This is a genomic window from Actinomyces culturomici, from assembly GCF_900499005.1.
In the GTDB taxonomy this organism is placed as follows: domain Bacteria; phylum Actinomycetota; class Actinomycetes; order Actinomycetales; family Actinomycetaceae; genus Pauljensenia; species Pauljensenia culturomici.
Genome location: NZ_LS991316.1, coordinates 308262 through 325401, shown reverse-complemented (window position 1 = coordinate 325401; position 17140 = coordinate 308262). Strand labels below are relative to the sequence as shown.

At 69.7% G+C, this 17140-nt stretch carries 15 protein-coding genes; 8 read left to right on the top strand and 7 right to left on the bottom strand.

Annotated features, from left to right (window positions below; genetic code table 11):
• The first annotated feature begins 313 nt into the window (after nucleotides 1–313).
• Nucleotides 314–1489, top strand: coding sequence for a pyridoxal phosphate-dependent aminotransferase (locus DY157_RS01410; protein ID WP_115727867.1), 1176 nt, complete (start codon nucleotides 314–316; stop codon nucleotides 1487–1489).
• Nucleotides 1490–1633: 144 nt separating this feature from the next.
• On the opposite strand, the gene DY157_RS01405 is transcribed toward DY157_RS01410, so the two are convergent.
• Nucleotides 1634–2902, bottom strand: a complete 1269-nt coding sequence (locus DY157_RS01405) for an ATP-binding protein (RefSeq protein WP_115726897.1) — start codon at nucleotides 2900–2902, stop codon at nucleotides 1634–1636.
• Between the two features lie 230 nt (nucleotides 2903–3132).
• Nucleotides 3133–4215, bottom strand: coding sequence for a redox-regulated ATPase YchF (ychF, locus tag DY157_RS01400; RefSeq protein WP_115727866.1), 1083 nt, complete (start codon nucleotides 4213–4215; stop codon nucleotides 3133–3135).
• A 195-nt stretch (nucleotides 4216–4410) separates the two neighbouring features.
• On the opposite strand from ychF, the gene DY157_RS01395 reads away from it, so the two are divergent.
• Complete coding sequence (locus tag DY157_RS01395) at nucleotides 4411–5466, top strand: hypothetical protein (protein WP_115726896.1); 1056 nt, start codon at nucleotides 4411–4413, stop codon at nucleotides 5464–5466.
• Between the two features lie 465 nt (nucleotides 5467–5931).
• On the opposite strand, the gene DY157_RS01390 is transcribed toward DY157_RS01395, so the two are convergent.
• On the bottom strand, nucleotides 5932–7572 hold the full coding sequence (locus tag DY157_RS01390) for an alpha/beta hydrolase (protein ID WP_115726895.1): 1641 nt from the start codon (nucleotides 7570–7572) through the stop codon (nucleotides 5932–5934).
• A gap of 135 nt (nucleotides 7573–7707) precedes the next feature.
• Nucleotides 7708–8778 carry a 4-hydroxy-3-methylbut-2-enyl diphosphate reductase gene (locus DY157_RS01385; protein ID WP_115726894.1) on the bottom strand — a complete coding sequence of 357 codons (1071 nt, stop codon included), beginning with the start codon at nucleotides 8776–8778 and terminating at the stop codon, nucleotides 7708–7710.
• A 243-nt stretch (nucleotides 8779–9021) separates the two neighbouring features.
• On the opposite strand from DY157_RS01385, the gene xseA reads away from it, so the two are divergent.
• From xseA to DY157_RS01370, 3 genes are read left to right on the top strand one after another with little or no spacing between them, the layout of a single operon-like run.
• A complete protein-coding gene (gene xseA, locus DY157_RS01380; protein WP_115726893.1) occupies nucleotides 9022–10323 on the top strand; it encodes an exodeoxyribonuclease VII large subunit in 1302 nt (433 codons plus the stop codon).
• A complete protein-coding gene (locus tag DY157_RS01375; protein WP_115726892.1) occupies nucleotides 10323–10550 on the top strand; it encodes an exodeoxyribonuclease VII small subunit in 228 nt (75 codons plus the stop codon). The genes xseA and DY157_RS01375 overlap by 1 nt, the downstream gene beginning before the upstream one ends.
• 49 nt (nucleotides 10551–10599) lie before the next feature.
• Entirely contained in the window at nucleotides 10600–11535 is a 936-nt protein-coding gene (locus tag DY157_RS01370; protein WP_115726891.1) for a carbohydrate kinase family protein, read from the top strand.
• A 165-nt stretch (nucleotides 11536–11700) separates the two neighbouring features.
• On the opposite strand, the gene DY157_RS01365 is transcribed toward DY157_RS01370, so the two are convergent.
• Entirely contained in the window at nucleotides 11701–12462 is a 762-nt protein-coding gene (locus DY157_RS01365; RefSeq protein WP_115726890.1) for an isoprenyl transferase, read from the bottom strand.
• A gap of 292 nt (nucleotides 12463–12754) precedes the next feature.
• Between DY157_RS01365 and trhA the strand changes: the two genes are divergently transcribed.
• Both trhA and greA read left to right on the top strand, forming a co-directional pair.
• A complete protein-coding gene (trhA, locus tag DY157_RS01360) occupies nucleotides 12755–13435 on the top strand; it encodes a PAQR family membrane homeostasis protein TrhA (RefSeq protein ID WP_115726889.1) in 681 nt (226 codons plus the stop codon).
• Between the two features lie 148 nt (nucleotides 13436–13583).
• Nucleotides 13584–14063, top strand: a complete 480-nt coding sequence (gene greA, locus DY157_RS01355) for a transcription elongation factor GreA (protein WP_115726888.1) — start codon at nucleotides 13584–13586, stop codon at nucleotides 14061–14063.
• 230 nt (nucleotides 14064–14293) lie between these two features.
• Here greA and DY157_RS01350 read toward each other — a convergent pair whose 3' ends face one another.
• Nucleotides 14294–15745, bottom strand: a complete 1452-nt coding sequence (locus tag DY157_RS01350) for an AI-2E family transporter (protein ID WP_115726887.1) — start codon at nucleotides 15743–15745, stop codon at nucleotides 14294–14296.
• Between the two features lie 207 nt (nucleotides 15746–15952).
• On the opposite strand from DY157_RS01350, the gene msrA reads away from it, so the two are divergent.
• Nucleotides 15953–16564 carry a peptide-methionine (S)-S-oxide reductase MsrA gene (gene msrA / locus DY157_RS01345; RefSeq protein ID WP_115726886.1) on the top strand — a complete coding sequence of 204 codons (612 nt, stop codon included), beginning with the start codon at nucleotides 15953–15955 and terminating at the stop codon, nucleotides 16562–16564.
• Between the two features lie 104 nt (nucleotides 16565–16668).
• On the opposite strand, the gene DY157_RS01340 is transcribed toward msrA, so the two are convergent.
• Complete coding sequence (locus tag DY157_RS01340; protein WP_115726885.1) at nucleotides 16669–17064, bottom strand: FKBP-type peptidyl-prolyl cis-trans isomerase; 396 nt, start codon at nucleotides 17062–17064, stop codon at nucleotides 16669–16671.
• Between the last annotated feature and the right edge of the window lie 76 nt (nucleotides 17065–17140).

The following is a 17140-nucleotide window of genomic DNA, read 5'->3' as shown; positions in this document are numbered from 1 at the left end:
CTCCTGGAGAGCCTATTCGGGACACCCCCGGGCCACGTGACGCCCACCGCGTCTCACCGTCGATGACCCGCTCCGTCGGCGCCATGCCGATCCTCCGCGCAACGCCCTGGGAGGCGACATTCTCGGGATGAGTGTGCGCGACGACTTCATCGACGCCGCGTGCGCGGAGCTCCTCTTCCGCGCTCCGCCATTCGCGAGGTGCTCGGGCTCCTTCTCAATCCGTTGCGCACGGATTCAGCGCCGTGGAAGCCGGGGGAAGGGCCGCCCCGGCCCCTTCGAGTACCGCTGGACGGCACGCGACTATCGTTGCCACATGCGCTTCTCCAGCCGCGTCGACATCTCCGGCCCGAATCCGATCAGCAGTGCGGAGGCGGCCGCCCGGACGACGGGGCGCCCCCTCGTGGCGCTCAGCGACTCGAATCCCACGCGCCACGGCCTCGCTCCCCGCATCCTTCCTTCCCCCTACGCCCCCGACCCCCGCGGCGACGAAGGCGCGAGGACCCGCTTGGCGGACTTCCTCTCGACCACGCAGCACCGCGTCGTCGACCCCGACGACCTCTACCTCCTGAGTTCGACCTCGCAGGCCTACTCGTGGCTGATCAAACTCCTCTGCGATCCGGGCGACGCGGTCCTCTCCCCCGCCCCCGGCTACCCCCTGGTCGACTCAATCGCCCGCCTCGAGGGCGTCGGGGCCCTCTCGTTCCCGCTCCACCGGTACGGCCGCTGGGAGATCGACACCGCCGCCGTGGAGGAGCTCGTGAATAGCCCTGCCGGACACTCCGTGCGCGCGATCATCGCGATCAACCCGAACAACCCGACGGGCTCCTACGTCACCGCCGATGAGTGCGCCCGCCTCGTCGACATCTGCCGACGCCACGAGCTCCCGCTCATCGCCGACGAGGTGTTCTTCGACTACCACCTCGCCGAGGGCCGCGAGCGGAGTCGCATCGCCGGCCGCGACGAGGTCCTCACCTTCGCCCTCGACGGCCTGTCGAAGCGCCTCGCCGCCCCTCACGCGAAGCTCGCGTGGATCGAGGTCTCCGGGCCGGACGATCAAGTGGCCGAGGCGAAGCGGCGCCTCGACGCGATCGCCGACGACTTCCTCCCGCTCGGCGCCCTCATCACCGAGCGAATGCCGGAGTTCTGCGAGCAGATGCCCGGGCAGACGGAATCGGTGCGAACCCGCTGCCTGACGAACCTCGCCGCGCTGCGCGAGCTCGTGGATTCAGAGCCCTCGGGTGCCCTCGGCCTGCTCGAACCCGAGGGTGGCTGGAACGCGTTCGTGCGCTTCCCCTCCACCATCGACGAGGACGAGCTCGTCACCCGCCTCATCGACGACGAGGCGATCACCGTGCAGCCCGGCTACTTCTTCGACATGCCGCAGCCCGGTTACGTCTCCGTCTCGCTCCTCCTGGAGCAGAACGTCTTCCGCGAGGCCGCATCCATTCTCATCGAGCAACTGGGACGGGCCGCAAGCGGACTCTCCTAGCGCCCCCGACCCCTGCTCGTCGCGTCCGCTCAGCGCTCCTCGGCCGGCAGTGCCCGGCTTCGACGAGGTCTGCGACCCAGCGGCGCCCTCCCATCGGAAGACACCGCCCCGCCCTCGTCGTTCCTCGCGAGAACCCGCCAGATGTCAAACGTGAACTCCACCATTCTCAGGACAGAACTCACGTGTACCGCCCAGCCACAGCGAGGAGATCGGTAGCGACTCAAGGCGATCCCCCGCTCGCTGCCCCAGCCCCGTCGTCACGACGACGCCAGCGAGGAACTCGTCACCGAGGCGGTCCCGCAGGCCCTTGAGATGTGTGAAGTGTGCCGATGTTGCGGCGACGGCGGACTTCACCTCAACGGCGATGATCCCGCGCGGGGTCTCGATGATGACATCCACCTCCGTCCCGGTGCGGTCGCGGTAGTGCGACAACGTGTATTCAGTGCTCGACCATGTTCGCTGCCGCGTCAGCTCGCCGACGACGAAGTTCTCCACGAGGGGCCCGAAATGGTCCGCCCCCTGAATGGAGGCGAGGTGCTGCGCATCGAGCCCGGACAGCGCAGCCGCCAGTCCACTGTCGGTGAGGTAGCACTTGGGTCGCTGAATCTGACGCTTGGTGAGATTGCGCGACCAGCTCGGTAGCCGCTGGATCAGGAACAACGATTCGAGCAAATCCAGGTACCGGACCACGGTGCCACGAGCCACGCCCAGCTCCTGAGCCAAACGCTCATGGACCAGCTCTGCCCCCGGCGCAGCAGCGAGCAACAGAAGCAGCTTGCGCAGCACCGAGGCTTGCGCGGGCGCGATGTCGGCGGCGTCCCGCTCCACCAAGCGGCTCGCATAGTCCAGCAGCCACGCCTTCCTCATCCGCGGGGACACTCCCTGCACGCTCGGGTATCCTCCGGCGGCTACTCGGGCCGCGAGGTCCGCCCTGTCGGCGACGGGGAAAGACCCCCGATCGGCGTGCAACAGCCACGTCACCCAGTCGTCCGTGGCACCTGCGAGTTCCCCCTGCGAGAAGGGATGCAGCCGGACCGTCATGGCTCTGCCGGCCAGCGAGTCCTTCGCCCCCGGGAGCCGGAGCAGGTTCGCCGACCCGGTGAGAATGAACCTGCCTGGACGTCGATCAGCGTCGACGGCCGCCTTCAGCGGAAGCACCAGTTCCGGACAACGCTGGATCTCGTCGATCACCAAGCGTCCCCGCCCCGCCGAGCCCAGGAACCCAACAGGATCGTCAAGGGCATAAGAACGCGTGGCATCGTCGTCCATGGTGGTGAAGACGGTGGAATCGTCTGGCAGCATCGAGACCAGGGTTGACTTGCCCACTTGACGCGCGCCTTCCACGACGACGATCGGCGAGGTTTCCAGCACCTCGTCGAGCCATCCCGAGACATTTCGCTTCAGCAGGTCCATGGAATGACCCTAGCATTTCGCCATCTACCGACTGACGATACGCAGTCACAATACTGACGAAACGCAGTGCAGTGTCTGGCGAAACGCAGGTCCGGGCCCAGCCCACAGGGACGCTGGACGAGCGGCGAGCGCACCCTCCAAGCGCCCCAGCCTCACCGAGGCCGGTGACCCAGCGGCGCCCTCCAGCCGGAAGCCACCGCCCCGCCCTCGTCAATCGTCGCGAGAACGCCTCAGACGTTGAACTTGAACTCGACGATGTCCCCGTCGGCCATCACGTAGTCCTTGCCCTCCATACGGACCTTGCCGGCGGCGCGCGCCTCGTGCATGCCGCCGAGCGCGATGAGGTCGTCGTAGGAGACGATCTCCGCCTTGATGAAGCCGCGCTGGAAGTCCGTGTGGATGACGCCCGCCGCCTGGGGGGCCGTATCGCCGCGGTGGATCGTCCACGCGCGCGACTCCTTCGGGCCGGCCGTGAGGTACGTCTGCAGGCCGAGGGTCTCGAAGCCGACGCGGGCGAGCTTGTCGAGGCCCGACTCGGTCTGCCCGGACTCCTCAAGCATCTCGCGCGCATCGTCCTCGTCGAGCTCGACGAGCTCCGACTCGAACTGGGCGTCGAGGAAGATCGCCTCGGCGGGGGCGACGAGCGCCCGCAGGGACGCCTGCATCTCCTCGTCCTCCATGCCCGCGGCGTCCATGTTGAAGACGAAGATGAACGGCTTCGTCGTCATGAGCTGGAACGACTTGAGGGCCGCCTGATCGAGTGTCGCGCCCGCGGGCCCGGAGAGGAGCTCGCCGCGCTCGAGGAGCTCGAGGGCCTCCTTCGCGGTTTCGAGGACGATCGCCTCGGTCTTCTTCCCGCGGACCTCCTTCTCGAGCCGGGGGATCTGCTTCTCGAGGGTCTGCATGTCGGCGAGGATCAGCTCGGTTTTGATCGTCTCGATGTCGGATGCCGGATCGACCTTGCCGTCGACGTGGACGACGTCCGGATCGGCGAATGCCCTGGTCACCTGGCAGATCGCGTCGGCCTCGCGGATGTTCGCGAGGAACTGGTTGCCGAGGCCCTCGCCCTCGGACGCGCCGCGGACGATGCCGGCGATGTCGACGAAGGACACGGTCGCCGGAATGATCTTCTCCGAGTGGAACATCTCGGCGAGGACCTTGAGTCGCGCGTCGGGCAGCGGCACGACGCCGACGTTCGGCTCGATCGTCGCGAAGGGGTAGTTCGCGGCGAGCACGGTCGCGCGCGTCAGGGCGTTGAACAGGGTCGACTTGCCGACGTTTGGCAGTCCGGCGATTCCGATGGTGAGAGACACGCTCGCCATTCTAAGCGAGCCGCGTCCCTCGGCCACGTCCGCCGGTGCGGCCCGACTGCGGCGGGCTTTCTCCACTCTCTCCTTCCAGATGCCCGGCCCCGCCCTCGTCCACAGCCGTTCCGTCATTCCGCCGCCATCCACAGACGAGGCCGGGGCTCTCGGCTCGAATGCGCGGGGAGGGAGGACGCTCGGCGCATGATGCGACTCCCCCACTCCCGACTCGTCCGCACGCGCCGCGGCGAGGCGCAGCGTTCGGACGGTGTGCTCGTCCCCATCAAGCGCGGAGTCGCGCTCGTGCTCGAGGGCGGAGAGGAGGCGCTGGCGACATGGGACTTCGAGCGCCTGATCCACGGCGCCCGGATCCTCGCGGTGACCGCGGCGTGCCGGACCCGTCCGGCGTTCACGCACGAGTCCGCGATGATCGTGCACGGGCTGACGCCATGGACATCGAACCCCGACGTGTACCTCCGCACCTCGGTGCGCTACACGCCCGCCCGGCTTCCCGCGGTTCTCGTCGGCACGAACGGCGTTCCGCTCGCACGGGCGCTTCAGACCCGTGCGCCCTCTCCTTCCGGAGAGATCGTCGAGGTCGAGGGCGTCCTCGTCGATTCGCTCGAGGACACGGCGATCCTCATGGCGGCCTCCCGGCCGCTCTTCGACGCGCTCGCCGCAGTCTCGCAGATTCTCAGGCGGCTCAGCGCCTTCGACCGGTTCGATCTCGAGGGCTCGCGCGCCCGCGAGGCGGCGGTGCGCGCCGACTTGCTCGATCGGGTCGCAGCGGTGCACGAGCGGCGCGCGATGCACGGACTTCGCACTGCGGAACTCGTCATCCGGTACGCGAGCGGGGCGTGCGAAACGCCCGGCGAGATCGGCGTGCTCACCGTGCTGCTCTCCCTCTTTCCCGATGAGACGATCACGCAATTCGAGATCGTCATCGCGGGCCGACGCTACTTCGCGGACTTCGCCCTCGTGAGATGGCGGATCCTCATCGAATTCGACGGAGTCGTGAAGATGGGCGACGACGAGGCGTCCTTCCGCAGGGCGCAGGCGGACCTCCTGGCGCGTCAGAGAGCGCTCGAGGACGCGGGCTGGACGGTCGTGAGGGCCGGCTGGAAGGACCTTCGCAATCCGGCGGCGCTGCGCGCCAAGCTGCTCGAGCGGATCATGCGGGTGCAGGGCGCCGTCGAGCTGCCCGGCGAGACCGCGAGCGCCTTCCTCTCGCTTCTGCTCACCGCGCCTCGGCCTCGCTAACAGCAGCGACTCAGTCCTCTCCGCATCCGCCCCGCGGCTCGACGCGATTGAATGGTCCGTTGAGCGAACCTTCAGACGGGCCCGGCGGGGACGACGGCGAGCTCCCCCGGCACCACAACCGCCCCATCGGCGCCCCAAAAGAATTTGAGGTGCCGTTACGACCCGAAACACGCCCTCCAACGCCACCCCAACCACACCAACGGCACCACAAAAGAAATTGAGGTGCCGTTACGACCCGAAACACGCCCTCCAACGCCACCCCAACCACACCAACGGCACCACAAAAGAAATTGAGGTGCCGTTACGACCCGAAACACGCCCTCCAACGCCACCCCAACCACACCAACGGCACCACAAGAGAAATTGAGGTGCCGTTACGACCCGAAACATGCCCTCCAACTCCACCCCAACCACACCAACGGCACCACAAACGCTGGGGCGTTGTCGTCGGGGATTCGAAGGAGGTCAGAGGAGGACCGACAGGTCGGCGAAGAGCCCCGACCAGCTCGTGTAGAAGGACTCGACGCGGTTGATCGCGAGGAGGAGCCCGACGGCGACGACGAGCGCAGTCGCCGTCGCGACGCCGAAGCGCGCGGCGAATCCGCCGAGCCGCGAACGCGCGCCCTCGGTATCGAGGTGCTGACCGGCCCTGGAGGCGCGCCCGGCGAGACTCGGGCCCACAAGCGCGGAGAACGCGAGGAGGGCGATGCCCGCGATCCACCAGGCGGCGAGCTGGCCCCATCCGCGGATGGAGAAGAACGCCGGATGACGGTATTCGCGCTCTGCCGCCTCGGCCTCCGCCTTCGCCTTCGCAGCGGCGGCGGCCTTCTCAGCGGCGATCTTCGCTTGCGCGGCGGCCGCCTCACGCTCGCCCTTGGCCGCGGCGTCTCGCGCGGAGGCGATGGAGTCGGCGTTCGCCTGCCACCAAGGAATGCCGGCGGCGATCTGCTCGGCCCAGACCGTCCAGGAGTGGCCGCCGGTCTCGTCGAGGTGCGTCGCGATCTCATCGCCGGGGCGCCCCTTGCCGACGACGTTCGTCACGAGACGCAGGGACCCCTGCTCCTCCTTCGTGCCCGCGAAGAACATGTGGACCGGCGGCCCCTGGAGGTTCTCGAGCATGGTCGAGATCGTGAACCTCTGTGCGAGTTCCGGACCGGAGTTCGCGAGGGGTCCGAACTCGGGGGCGTCGACGCCGCCCATCGACATCGCGCCGAGGAACGTGTCGTTGTGCCGCAGCGCGAGGACGGGCGCGCAATAGCCGCCCGCCGAGATTCCGGCGAGCATCCATCCCTCGCGATGGGTCGCGAGGTGGGGGAAGGTCGAGCGAAGGACGCGGACGAGGTCGCGGGTCGCGAAGGTCTCGACCTTGGCGGAGCCTTCGATGTCGACGCAGGTCGGAGGCGCGCCGTCCATCGCGACGTTCGGCGTGACGAAGATGAAGGGACGCACGTGGCCCGCGGCGCGAAGGCGCTCGTAGAGCTCGGCGATCCGCAGGGCGTTGACATTCCCCTTGTCGGATCCCGGATAGCCGTGGGAGAAGACGAGCACGTCGTAAACGGTTCCGGAGTTCGGGTCGAAGTCCGGCGGGGTCCAGATCGTCACCGAGCGCGTAAGTCCGGATTCGGGGCCGTACACCATCGCGGTGAGTTCGCCCGTCGCGGGGTCGCGCTGGAAGTCCGCCTTGAGCGAGGGGTCCGGGGCGAGGGCGGCGGGCAGGAGGTCTGAGTCCTCGGCTCGCGGCTTCGTCGCAGCCGCACCGCCCGATTGGCGCGAGTCGCCCGACTGCGCCGTCGATCCGGACTGGGCGGACTGGCCCGATCCGTCCCCGGCGCCCGACTGCGCGGCGACGACTGCGCCCTTCGAGGAGCGGAAGGCGCCCGTGACGAGCCCCGCGACGTCGTCGGTCGTGCGCACCCACGACCCGCCGACGTTGACGACGAGTCCCATCGAGGTCATGACGAGGAGAGAGGCGAGGAGCAGCGAGACGACAGTCCCCGCCCGGCGCGCCGACGTCGTCCCGCGGCCCATCCGCCGCGCGGCGAGGTCGAGGGCGAGGACGGCGAGGACGATAGCGCACCCGATGAAGGGCGCCGACTGCACGCTCATGGAGCCTCCTGACGAAGCGGGGAATTCGATCCGCTCAAGAGTGCGCGACACGAGCCCCTCATGTGAAGCTCGGCGAACGTGAACATTGCCATGCCTTTACACGGCATTCACCTCAGCAAATGGGGCGCAAAGACCTCAGTGCGTGTGGTCGGGGCCCGCCTCGCGCGGTGCGTGCGGACGCGCATCGGCGAGCCCGTTCTCCGCGAGCTCGGCGCGGAGGTTTCGCGGGAGCGCGAAGGTCGTCGTCTCCGTCTCGGTGCGGACGACCTCGACCTCGGGGAAACCGTTGTGCTGGAGCCACTCGACGACGTCGCGGACGAGGATCTCGGGAACCGACGCGCCGGAGGTGAGGCCGACGGTCGAGGCGCCCTCGAACCACGCGGGGTCGAGCTCCTCCGCCTTGTCGACGCGGTGGGCGGCGCCCGCACCGGCCTCGAGGGCGACCTCGACGAGGCGCACGGAGTTCGACGAGTTCGCCGAGCCCACGACGACCATGACGTCGACGCGCGGCGCGATCGTCTTCACCGCGACCTGGCGGTTCTGCGTCGCGTAGCAGATGTCGTCCGAGGGTGGGTCGATGAGCTGGGGGAACCTCTGACGGAGGCGCTCGACCGTTTCGCGCGTCTCGTCGACCGACAGGGTCGTCTGGGAGATCCACACGACGCGGGCGGGATCGCGGACCTCAACGGCGTCGACTTCGTCAGGCGTGCCGACGACCTGGATGTGGGCGGGGGCCTCGCCGAAAGTGCCCTCGACCTCCTCGTGGCCCTGGTGTCCGACGAGGATGATGTCGTAGTCCTCCTTCGCGAAGCGGACGGCCTCGCGGTGGACCTTCGTGACGAGCGGGCAGGTCGCGTCGATCGTCGCGAGGTTGCGCGAGATCGCGGCCTCGCGGACCTGCGGGGAGACCCCGTGGGCGGAGAAGACGACGCGGGCGCCCTCGGGGACCTCGTCGGTCTCCTGGACGAAGATCGCGCCGCGCTTGGTGAGCGACTCGACGACGAACTTGTTGTGGACGATCTCCTTGCGGACGTACACGGGAGCCCCGTAGAGGTCGAGCGCCTTCTCGACGACGTCGACGGCCCGGTCGACGCCCGCGCAGTAGCCGCGGGGTGCGGCGAGGAGGATGCGGCCTCCCTCGACGTTCGGGAGCGAGGAGATCGTCTCGGAGGCCGAGGCGCGAAGGTCCGGGGTCTGATCGGTCATGTCGACCACACTACCGACCCGGAGTCTAAGCAGGCGCGGCGAATCCGGGTGGGATGGCGAACACGGAGCGCCGGCGGATGTGGGCCCGGGCGAGGCTGCGGGGAACCCGCGGCTGTGACGGGCACGGTGAACGAGCGCGCGAGCGAGCACGCCGAACGAGCGCCCCTCGGACAGTGCCCTCGATGTGCACTCCCGCGGCGGGCCCGCTCGGTCGCCGACGCGGCCCTGTGGCATCCTGGTCGGGTGCCGAATCAACCCCCGGCGGCGAAGGCCGCGGACACCACCCGCGACAACCCCTGGCCGCTGCGCAGGCTGACGGAGAACATCAAGATCTACGTCGATCGCATGTCGGCCCTGTGGGTCGAGGGCCAGGTCGTCGAGTACAAGCCCCGCCCGGGTACGAAGATGGCGTTCTTCGTCCTGCGCGACGTCGAGGCCGACACCTCGATGACCGTGACCGCTTGGCCGAGCCTCATCGACAGGTCGGGCCCCGCCTTCGCCGAGGGCGCCCGAGTCGTCGCCCGCGTGAAGCCGGATTTCTGGGAGCGCCGCGGAACCCTCAGCCTTCGCGCGGACGAGGTGCACGTCGCGGGTCTCGGCGATCTGCTCGCCCGCGTCGAGCGGACGCGCCGCCTCCTCGCGGAGGAGGGCCTCTTCAACGCGGATCGCAAGAAGCCCCTCCCCTTCCTCCCGCGCGTCATCGGCCTCGTCTGCGGCCGCAACGCGAAAGCGAAGGACGACGTCCTCGTCAACGCGACCGCCCGCTGGCCGGGCGCCCGATTCGAGATCCGCGAGGTCGCCGTCCAGGGCGACCACTGCGTCCCCGAAGTGACCCGCGCGATCGGAGAACTCGACGCCCTCCCCGAGGTCGACGTCCTCGTCATCGCCCGCGGCGGCGGCTCCGTCGAGGACCTCCTCCCCTTCTCCGACGAGGCCCTCGTCCGCGCGGCCGCCGCGGCCCGCACGCCGATCGTCTCCGCCATCGGTCACGAGGGCGATGCGCCCCTCCTCGATCTCGTCGCCGACTACCGTGCCTCGACCCCGACGGACGCCGCCCGCCGGATCGTCCCCGATCTCCGTCAGGAGACCGAGGGCCTCGCGCAGGCGACCGCTCGCATCCGCGCGGCCCTCGCCGCCCGGCTCACCCGCGAGGAGCAGGGCCTCGCGATGCTGCTCAGCCGCCCGGTCCTCCAGGGCCCCGGTGCGATCCTCGACTCGCATCGCGCCGGGCTCGACGAGCAAACCGCGCGCATGCGCCTCGCCATCGAGCGCCGACTCGCCGCCGAGTCGCAAACGCTCGCGCAGGCGCGCGCGACGCTTACCGCGCTCTCCCCGCAGGGGACGCTCGATCGCGGGTACGCGATGCTCAAGCTGCCGAACGGGAGCCTCGTCCGCGACGCCGCCGAGGTGTCGAAGGGCCAGCTCATCGAGGGTGTGCTCGCCCGCGGGCGCCTCGTCGCCCAGGTCGTCGGCTCGACCGCACCGAAGACTCCCCCGGCGCCCGCCGCGCCGGACCCGACCACCCCCACCGATCAGGAGGACTGATGGACGCCCCCGAACTCCCCGACGTTTCCACGCTCGGCTACGAACAGGCCCGCGACGAGCTCGTCGGCATCGTCCGCGCGCTCGAATCGGGCCAGGCCCCGCTCGAGGACACGCTCGCGCTCTGGGAGCGCGGCGAGGCGCTCGCCGGGCGCTGCCGCGCGATCCTCGACGCCGCCCAATCGAGGTTGACGAGGGCGGAGACCCCCGAGACCCCGAGCGCCGACTAGAATGGCCCCGATGCGGCGCACGGGTGCGCCGCCCGACGAAGGACGCGCCATGGACCTCTCCACCGAGCCGCACATCCTCGCCATCGGCGAGGCCCTCATCGACATCGTCACCCCCGTCTCCCACCCGGAGGACGCCCGCGAGATCCCGGGCGGCTCGCCCGCGAACGTCGCGATGACTCTCGGGCGTCTCGGTCGGCCCGCGGTGCTCTCCACATGGTTCGCGGACGACCCGCGCGGGCGCGTCATCGACGAGCACTTCACGGCCTCGAACGTCGTCATCACCCCGGAGTCCCACGGCGCTCACCACACGACCACCGCGAACGCGATGATCGACGAGAGGGGCGCCGCGACCTACACCTTCGACTTCGACTGGAACCCGACGGCGCCGATCCCGGTCTCCGAGAAGGCCCTCATCGTCCACGCCGGCTCCATCTCAGCGGCCGTCGAGCCGGGCGCGACCGCCGTCTACGACGCGCTCGTCGCCGCCCTCCCGCACGCGCTCATCACCTTCGATCCGAACGCCCGCCCCGCCGTCATGGGCGAACCCGAGCGCGCCCTCCCGCTCGTCGAGAAGTTCGTCGCCGTCTCCGACGTCGTCAAGGTCTCCGACGAGGACATCGAGTGGCTGACCGGCGGCGAGGACCTCGAGGCGGTCATCGCCCGATGGCTCGACCTCGGCCCCTCGCTCATCATCGTCACCCGCGGCAAGAAGGGCGGCCTCGCCGTCTCCGCCTCCGGCGTCCGCTACGAGGCGACCCCGGCCGACGTCACAGTCGTCGACACCGTCGGCGCCGGCGACTCTTTCATGGGCGGCATCCTCGACGCGATGTGGGGCCTCGGACTCGCCGGCGCCGAGAGGCGCGCCGCCATCGAGTCCATCGGCGAGGACGCGGTGAGAACGATCCTCGACCGCGCCTCCCGCATCTCCGACGTCACGGTCTCCCGGGCGGGCGCAAACCCGCCGTGGGCGAACGAGATCGACTGAATCCGAACCGACGCCCCGTCCTCGTTCATCGACGAGGGCGGGGCGTCGCGCGTATTCGGGGGAGGCGGCTCGATCTCTCCGGCTCGCTCGCGCCCGCGGGCTCCGCCCGCGGCCCCGGCCTCGTGAATCCGCGAACGGACGAGGGCGGGCGCGAGCGAACGACGGTTAGCGGCCGAGGCGCCGCTCGCGCTGGGCGAAGGAGCGGAGGGCCCGCAGGAAGTCGACGCGGCGGAAGTCGGGCCAGTAGGCCTCGCAGAAGTAGTACTCGGAGTGGACGGACTGCCAGATCATGAAGCCGGAGAGGCGCTGCTCGCCGGACGTGCGGATGACGAGGTCGGGGTCCGGCTGGTCGCGGGTGTAGAGGTGCGCGGTGATGTCCGCGTCGGAGAGCATGCGGGCGAGGTCCTCGAGGCTCGTCCCCTGCGCGATCGCGTCGGTGAGGATCGCACGGACGGCCTCGGTGATCTCGTGGCGGCCGCCGTAGCCGACGGCGATGTTGACGCGCATCGCCTCGAGGGCGGCGGTCGACTCGACCGAGGCGAGGATGCGGGCGGCGATCGGCTCGGGGAGCAGGCCGAGGTCACCGACGACGGCGAGGCGCCACTTCCCCTGCGCTGCGAGGCGGTCGACCGCGTCCGCGATGATCGCCAACAGTTCGTCGAGCTCGTCGGAGGTGCGCGAGAGATTGTCCGTCGAGAGCATCCACAGGGTGACGATCTCGACGCCGACCTCGTCGGCCCAGGTGAGGAACTCGGAAATCTTGTCGGCCCCGGCCCGATGGCCCTGCGAGGGGCGGACGCCGAGCGACTTCGCCCAGCGACGATTGCCGTCGAGGATGACGCCGACGTGGCGCGGGATGGCCTCGGGCGGGAGCTGCCTGCGCAGGCGCTTCTCGTAGAGGTCGTAGGCCAGGTTCCACCGCGCCATGGCGCCCTCTCTTCCGCAGGTCCGAGCGGTTCTCCCGCATGCTCTCGCGTTCCGGCGGGAACAGCGTATCGTCAAACCGTCGGGGCGGTGAGTCCGACGGGCGACTCGGCCGACGCGGGCCGTCCGAATCGGTCGTCGCGAGCTCTCCCGGCGGGTTCGAACCGGGCGCGCCGCGAGCGCTCGATACGGCTCGGAACGTGGGACGAACCGCCCTCGCACCGCGAACCTACGGTGTAGTAACCTACGGAAACGTAAGTACAGGGTTCGGCCCTTGGGCCACGAAGGAGGACTCATGAAGGTCGCGTCGCTCCAGCCCACGAAGTGGTTCCCCGATCAGCTCGTCGCCATCAAGCCGCACCTGCGCGGGTGGCTCCACCTCGTCGCGGCCCCGCTCTCGCTCGCGGCCGCCATCGTCCTCGTCTGCCTCGCGCCGACGACGCCGGACAAGTGGGCCTCGGCCGTCTACCTCGCGGCCTCACTCCTCCTCTTCGGCATCTCCGCCCTCTACCACCGCTTCTACTGGAAGCCGAACTGGGAGATCGTGTGGCGAAGGCTCGACCACTCGAACATCTTCCTTCTCATCGCCGGCACCTACACCCCCCTATCGGTCGCGCTCCTCAACCGGCACGACACGACGGTGATCCTCGGAATCGTATGGACAGGCGCGATCCTCGGCATCCTCGTCAACCTCTTCTGGCCCACCGCGCCGCGATGGCTCGCAACCCTCATCTACGTCGTCCTCGGGTGGGTCGCGATCGCTTACCTCCCCCAGCTCTGGGCCGCGGGCGGCCCCGTCGTCGTCCTCCTCATCGTCGCCGGCGGCGTCCTCTACACGCTCGGCGCGCTCGTCTACGGGATGAAGCGCCCGAACCCGTCGCCGACCTGGTTCGGCTTCCACGAGATCTTCCACACCTTCACCGTGCTCGCCTGGGCGTGCCAGTGCGTCGCGGTGTACTTCGCCGTTCTCGGCTGAGCGCCCATCCCCCGCTCGGCCTCCGACTTTCCGCAGGCCGACGCCCCGGCGCGCCCTCGACGACGTAACGCGGGTCTCATTGGTACACTGGGGCCCATTCCAACGCCGGCACCCCCGCGGTGTCGGCCCTTTTTCATCGGAGGTACCCATGGCCGACACCCAGTGGCTCACGCAGGCGCAGTACGACCTGCTGAAGAACGAACTCACCGAGCGCATCGAGGTCAAGCGCGTCGAGATCGCGAAGCTCATCGACGCCGCGCGCCAGGAGGGCGACCTTCGCGAGAACGGCGGCTACCACGCCGCGCGCAACGAGCAGTCGATGAACGAGACCCGTATCCAGGCGCTCCAGGAGATGCTCGAGCACGCCCAGGTCGGCGAGACCCCCGCGGACGACGGCATCGTCGAGCCCGGCATGGTCGTCACCGCCATCGTCGCGGGCCGCGAGCAGAAGTTCCTCCTCGGCTCGCGCGACGCCGGCGGCGACCTCGGCGTCCAGGTCTTCTCCGCGCAGGCGCCCCTCGGCGCCGCCGTCGTCGGTCACAAGCCCGGCGACAAGCTCTCCTACGAGGCGCCGAACGGCCGAATGATCGAAGTCGAGATCCTCGACGCGAAGCCCTTCGTCGGCTGAGCACGGCCGGAGGCCGAACCCCGTTCGCAGTTTCGCTCGTCCTCCGGGCGAGCGTCTCCTGTGGGGCTCCGAGCCCGCCGCACGAGGCGCGCCCCGCGCGCAACCCGAGAACGCTACGAGGCCGGGACCCCGTCGGGGTCCCGGCCTCGTAGCGCAAATGGTGCGACTGGGGAGATCGCATCCCCTCGACGAGGAAAGGTGATGCTCTCGGTGAAGGGGGTGGACGAGGGCTACTCCCCGCTCGGCTCCTCGGAGTCGTCGACGGAGTCGTCCGCCGCCTTCGGGGCCGCCGACGGCGTCGCGCCCGTCGCGTCCTCGATCGCCGGCTCCGCGGGCGCGGCGCCGGAAGCGGTCGCCCGCGCGTCTGCGGGCTGGGCCTCCGCCCCGACACGGCCCTTGTCGCCGTACGAGGCGCTCACCATGTCCTCGAGCATCCCGGGAGGACCGCCGGGGCGGTCCTGGACGGTCGCGAGCTCAGGCATCGAGTCGTAGCCGTGGAGGTAGAGGAACGTCGCGTTGAGGAAGGCCGCGATCGGCACGCCGAAGACCGCGCCGGGGATGCCGGCGACAGAGCCCGCCGCCGCGACGACGAGGAGCACCGCCATCGGGTGGAGCGACACGGCATGCGACATGAGGAGCGGCTGGAGGAGGTTCGACTCGATCTGCTGGACCGCGAGGATGACGACGAGCATGATGACGCCCGCGGTCAATCCCTGATCGACGAGGGCGACGAACACCGCGATCGCGCCGGACACGAGGGCCCCGACGATCGGGACGAAGGACGCGAAGAAGACGACGACGATGATCGGGACGACCATCGGCAGGCCGAGGAAGAACGCCCCGAGGCCGATGCCCATCGCATCGATCGCGGCGACCTGAATCTGCGTGCGGACGTAGGAGCCGAGGGTGACCCAGCCCCGGATCGCCGACTCGTGGAGCGGCGTGCGGGCGGGAGCCGGGAAGAGCCGTACGACCCACAGCCAGATCGTCCGCCCCTCCTTAAGGAAGAAGAAAAGGCAGAAGAGCATGATGAGCAGGCTCGACGCGAGCGAGAGCACCGAGGACGTGACGCTGAGCGCCGAAGTGGCGACCGTCGACGAATTCGCCTGCAACCACTGCGTGAGTTCCGACTGCACGGTCTGCAGAGCCTGATTGATCATCGAGGTGTCGAGCTTGAGCGGCCCCTTCTGGATCCAGTTCATCAGCTCGTCGACGCCGGCGCTCGCCTTGGAGAACAGGCGCGGGAGCTGCTGGAAGATCTCCGAACCCGCCTGCGACAGGGCGACGACGACGATCGCGAGCATGAGGAGCAGGCCGAGCACCGCGGACAGGGTCCGAGGGAAGTTGAGACGCCGGGTGAACCACCCGACGAGCGGCTCGAGGAGGACCGCGAGGAGCAGCGCGATCGCGACGGGCATGATGATCATCGAGAGTTGCATCGCGCCCCAGACGAGGCCCGCGGCGGCTGCCGCGACGACGATGATCCGCCAGGAGAGCGCCGCGGTCACCCTCAGTGCCCAGGGCACCGCCGTCGTCGCGTCGCGATCGGCGTCGAGCGGGTCTCCGGCGCGGAACTCCATCGGCTCCTCGGCGCCCTCCGCGGGCTTCTCCGTCACCTGGTTCGCCAGCCGCTCGAAGATCTCCGCGAAGCGCCACTTCATGCGCGAGGACTCGTCGCCCATCGGCTCTCCCCTCTCGTTTCCACTGCCCTCAAGGCTACCCGAGGACGCCCGCGTCTTCGTCCCGGGTTCTCCCGGGCTCCTCCCCCATTGCGCTGCGCGAGCGGCCTTCCACGTCCGGCTCCCCTCCCCTTCCCTCCTTCGGCGCGCACTCCCGGCCTCGTCCGCCTTCCGATCGACGAGGACGGGGCGGCGTGGTTCGATGGGCCCATGACCGCATCGCTCGCAGGCCCCGCCCAGGGCTTCTCCTTGCTTCCCGAACCCGCCGCCCTCCGCGCGCCGATCGACACCGCGCCCGGCGACGGCGAGGAGGTCCTCTACCTCGCCGGCGGCTGCTTCTGGGGCATCGACAAGGCGTTCTGGAACGCGCCGGACGTCGTCGCGACCGCCACCGGCTACATGGGCGGACACGCCGAGAACCCCACCTATCAGCAGGTGTGCACCTCGACGACCGGTCACGCCGAGACGGTCCGCGTCGTCTTCTCGACCGGAGCGACCTCCGCGGCCGCGCTCATCGCCCGCTTCTTCGAGATCCACGATCCGACCCAGGTCGACCGTCAGGGCAACGACCTCGGCCCGCAGTACCGCGGCGCGATCTGGACGACGACGCCCGGCCAGCTCGAGGTTGCCCTGCGCGCCCGCGACGCCTACCAGGCAGAGCTCGCCGCCCGCGGCTTCGGGCCGATCGCGACCGAGATCGCCCCCGCCGAGGAGGCCGGTCCCTTCTGGTACGCCGAGGAGTACCACCAGAAGTACCTGTACAAGAACCCCCACGGTTACGAGTGCCACGCCCGTACGGGCGTGCCCTGTCCGATCGTCTGAGCGCCTCCCTCGAACCGAGGGGCTCGCCGAACGCGGGAGCGCCCGGTGCCGAACGGCACCGGGCGCTCCCGCGTCGTAGGGCGACTGCCCCGACCTCGTCGATCTCAGGCGACGCCGAGGATGTCCGTGACGAAGACGAGCGTGTCGCCGCCGCGGATGCCCGCCTGCGGGACGCCGCGCGAGCCGTAGCCGTACTCCGAGGGGATCGAGAGGAGGACGCGCGAGCCGACCTTCTGCCCGACGAGCCCGTCGTCCCATCCGCGGATCACCATGCCGACGCCGATCTGGAAGGAGAGCGCCTGGCCGCGGTCGTAGGAGTTGTCGAAGACGGCCCCGTCGAAGACCTGGCCGAGGTAGTGGCAGTGGATGGTGTCGCCGGGCTCGACGATCTGGCCGTCGCCCTCCTTGAGAACCTCGACGAGGAGCTCGTCGGAGGGATCGTTCTCGAAGGCGAGGGCGGGCTTGCGGCCGAATTCGCCGGTGACGGTGATGTTCTCCATGGGTGTCCTATTCGTTCGTCGGAGACTGCGGGGCGGGTCGCGGAATCCCGTCGCCGGGAGGGCCGCGAACGCCGCG

Excerpts from the sequence above, each read along its gene's own strand:
- trhA (WP_115726889.1), top strand. The coding sequence starts at position 12,755 with ATGAAGGTCGCGTCGCTCCAGCCCACGAAGTGGTTCCCCGATCAGCTC.
- msrA (WP_115726886.1), top strand. The coding sequence starts at position 15,953 with ATGACCGCATCGCTCGCAGGCCCCGCCCAGGGCTTCTCCTTGCTTCCC.
- DY157_RS01390 (WP_115726895.1), bottom strand. The coding sequence starts at position 7,572 with ATGAGCGTGCAGTCGGCGCCCTTCATCGGGTGCGCTATCGTCCTCGCC.
- DY157_RS01340 (WP_115726885.1), bottom strand. The coding sequence starts at position 17,064 with ATGGAGAACATCACCGTCACCGGCGAATTCGGCCGCAAGCCCGCCCTC.
- DY157_RS01375 (WP_115726892.1), top strand. The coding sequence starts at position 10,323 with ATGGACGCCCCCGAACTCCCCGACGTTTCCACGCTCGGCTACGAACAG.
- DY157_RS01405 (WP_115726897.1), bottom strand. The coding sequence starts at position 2,902 with ATGGACCTGCTGAAGCGAAATGTCTCGGGATGGCTCGACGAGGTGCTG.
- DY157_RS01350 (WP_115726887.1), bottom strand. The coding sequence starts at position 15,745 with ATGGGCGACGAGTCCTCGCGCATGAAGTGGCGCTTCGCGGAGATCTTC.
- DY157_RS01410 (WP_115727867.1), top strand. The coding sequence starts at position 314 with ATGCGCTTCTCCAGCCGCGTCGACATCTCCGGCCCGAATCCGATCAGC.
- DY157_RS01370 (WP_115726891.1), top strand. The coding sequence starts at position 10,600 with ATGGACCTCTCCACCGAGCCGCACATCCTCGCCATCGGCGAGGCCCTC.
- DY157_RS01365 (WP_115726890.1), bottom strand. The coding sequence starts at position 12,462 with ATGGCGCGGTGGAACCTGGCCTACGACCTCTACGAGAAGCGCCTGCGC.
- DY157_RS01385 (WP_115726894.1), bottom strand. The coding sequence starts at position 8,778 with ATGACCGATCAGACCCCGGACCTTCGCGCCTCGGCCTCCGAGACGATC.
- greA (WP_115726888.1), top strand. The coding sequence starts at position 13,584 with ATGGCCGACACCCAGTGGCTCACGCAGGCGCAGTACGACCTGCTGAAG.
- DY157_RS01395 (WP_115726896.1), top strand. The coding sequence starts at position 4,411 with ATGATGCGACTCCCCCACTCCCGACTCGTCCGCACGCGCCGCGGCGAG.